The organism is Beijerinckia sp. L45, from assembly GCF_009765775.1.
GTDB lineage: Bacteria > Pseudomonadota > Alphaproteobacteria > Rhizobiales > Beijerinckiaceae > RH-AL1.
The window spans coordinates 29011-31303 of the sequence record NZ_LMUU01000276.1; the positions used below are offsets into that span (position 1 = coordinate 29011).

At 58.0% G+C, this 2293-nt stretch carries 4 protein-coding genes; 2 read left to right on the plus strand and 2 right to left on the minus strand.

Annotated features, from left to right (window positions below):
* The first annotated feature begins 72 nt into the window (after positions 1-72).
* Both GSQ79_RS28330 and GSQ79_RS28335 read left to right on the plus strand, forming a co-directional pair.
* On the plus strand, positions 73-285 hold the full coding sequence (locus GSQ79_RS28330) for a hypothetical protein (protein ID WP_158812086.1): 213 nt from the start codon (positions 73-75) through the stop codon (positions 283-285).
* Between the two features lie 13 nt (positions 286-298).
* Positions 299-721 (plus strand): hypothetical protein, encoded by a 423-nt coding sequence (locus GSQ79_RS28335; protein ID WP_158812087.1) that lies wholly within the window; start codon positions 299-301, stop codon positions 719-721.
* Between the two features lie 84 nt (positions 722-805).
* Here GSQ79_RS28335 and GSQ79_RS28340 read toward each other — a convergent pair whose 3' ends face one another.
* A complete protein-coding gene (locus GSQ79_RS28340; RefSeq protein WP_158812088.1) occupies positions 806-1084 on the minus strand; it encodes a hypothetical protein in 279 nt (92 codons plus the stop codon).
* Positions 1085-1150: 66 nt separating this feature from the next.
* The gene (locus GSQ79_RS28345; RefSeq protein WP_158812089.1) at positions 1151-1774 is read right to left on the minus strand and encodes an AAA family ATPase; all 624 of its coding nucleotides are present in this window, start codon (positions 1772-1774) and stop codon (positions 1151-1153) included.
* Positions 1775-2293 lie beyond the last annotated feature (519 nt).

Here is a 2293-nt window from a genome sequence, read left to right on the forward strand (position 1 = left end):
GATGCGTCCGTGTCGAAGATGACCGATGCTCAGGTTGACGCCGAACTCAAACGCTGGACACCCAAAAACTGAATGTCGAAACTCGTACTCATTTTCATTTTCGCGCTTTTCTGCGCGGGCATGGCCGGATGCACCCCTCAGGACACGGACACCTTTTGCAAGACCCACACGGCATCTGAGTTCGTGCTGCGTCCGCAGGTGGTCCAGGTCATGAACGCGAAAGAGAAGCGGAACTACCTGACGATCCTGGTAGAGGGCAGCAAGCTCTGCGGATGGCGTCCGTAAGGTGACCGATCCAATGGACGGTCTGTTCGGACTGCCCAAGCCCGAACCTCAATCGATGTTGCTCGCACTCGTCGCGGATAGCGCCGCGATGCGCCAATCGGCCGCGAATACCGACCGCCGTCTAGAATCGATCTTCAGCGAGGTTCAGAAGCTCGTCGAGGCTGTCATGGTGGTCCAATCTCAGAGCGCGAGGAACGCAGCCGATATTCAGGAAATGAAGGCTCGATGCGAAACGATCGACAAGAGCGTCGATGAAATCGCCACCCTGAAGCTGCGCACAGAAGCGCTGGAGCGCGATCTGATCAAGAATGGCGAGCTTCGTATGTCGAACCTGGAGAGGCTGCGTACGGCTGTCGCTGGGGTCTTTTGCACCATCCTGGTCTCTGGCACCGGATATCTTATCGCGACGTTCGTGATGCCGCTGCTCAAACACTGAACGCAATTACGTTTACAAGAAAACGCGCAACCTTGATTGCGTGTTTCCTTGGCAAGACGCAGGCTTGGTTGCGTGCAGGCGTTCTTATTTGATCGCGTTCTTCCGTGCCAATTCTTCAAGCGCGCTCGTAACGTAGCGTTCAAGGGTGAGGTCGAGATGAAGAGCCTGCTGTTTTAGCGTCTTGTGCAGCGGCGGGTCGATCGGGACCACGAGGTTCTTTTTGCCTGCCCTACTGGGCAACTGCTTCTCTGGTTTCGCTGCCAACTTTGGTGCGTGGATATCCGCCGCGATCTCTTCAATCTTTGGCGTCGTGTCCTCTCGGACCCTTTTCATGTTCGATCTCAAATCCGGAGTGCTTGCCATAGCGTTGTTCCACGGTTGCGTTTAAGCGTTGTTGCATGCTTGCGTGCAAGCAAGGTTGCTTGATAGCTAGATTGCCAGCTTTTTCCGCAGCCACTTCAGCAACTGCCAGATTTCTTCAGCTGCCTTGCTGTCAGGTTGGTACTCCTGGGCTGTTTGGCCGATCGTCAAAGAGTGCACGTAGGCAGCACGCTGGTGGATTGTCACCGGGCACACGGCGATACCAACATCGGCAACCACGCTCGCTGCATCTGCGATAAGCCGAGGCGAACGCGCGGGTGCACAGGTCAGGACGGCATAGGCTGGCTTGTCGGCGATCTTGATTATGCGAGCCGTGCTGGCGATCGATCGCAAATCCAGGATTGTAGGGCGACAAGGCACAAGGATCAGATCGGAAGCCTCAGCAGCAATGATCGCGGCATCGGCGCTATGAGGTGCCGTGTCCACGATGACGAGATCGGCGCCGCCATCACGCGCTGTGTCGAGCGCCTTTGCGAGTCGGGATGGTTGAATCGAGATTACGACCGGCGCCTCGTTGGTTCGTGAGTCGCCCCAGCTTGTTGCGCTGGTCTGCGGATCAAGATCGATGATCACAGTGGCCAGACCAGCGTTCTCAGCCGCGACACCGAGGTGCAGGCTTATTGTCGTCTTTCCAGCACCGCCTTTTTGGCCGTGCACTACTAGAGTCTTCATCTGCTTTGTTCCGTTCTACCGTGCTTGCGTGCAACCTTGTTTGCGTGGCGCCAAGCAACCGTTGATTTGTGAAATCTTGGAAGCTTCATCCCGTGCAGATTTGCAGGCGAGCGGCGCGGGCGCTGGGCTCGACCACCACCGCATCTCGCGTGTCACCGGCCGACGATTAGGCGCCGTCACGTCGGGGGTCGGAGGAGACTCCCCCCCAGCGAGGTTGGCGCACCGCAATCAGAAGCAAGCCTCGAAAGGCGACTAGCTGACGTTACTCGGCGACGCGCGACCTTGCTTGGCACACGTGGCTGCCTACGATCTCGAAAGACGGCGCGTGGTAAGGGGAGTTCGCGGTGTACCCGATGAGGAGGCACGCGCTCGACGATGTGCTCTGCGACGAGCTGCTGAGGCTCGGGGTCGCTCAGAGCAGGCTGCTGAGGCTCTGGCAGGGATGCATCGAGCTGCTGAGGCTCTTCTAACTCTGCGGCGACCTGCTGACGCTTTGTGTGATCGTCGTCTGGCTGCTCG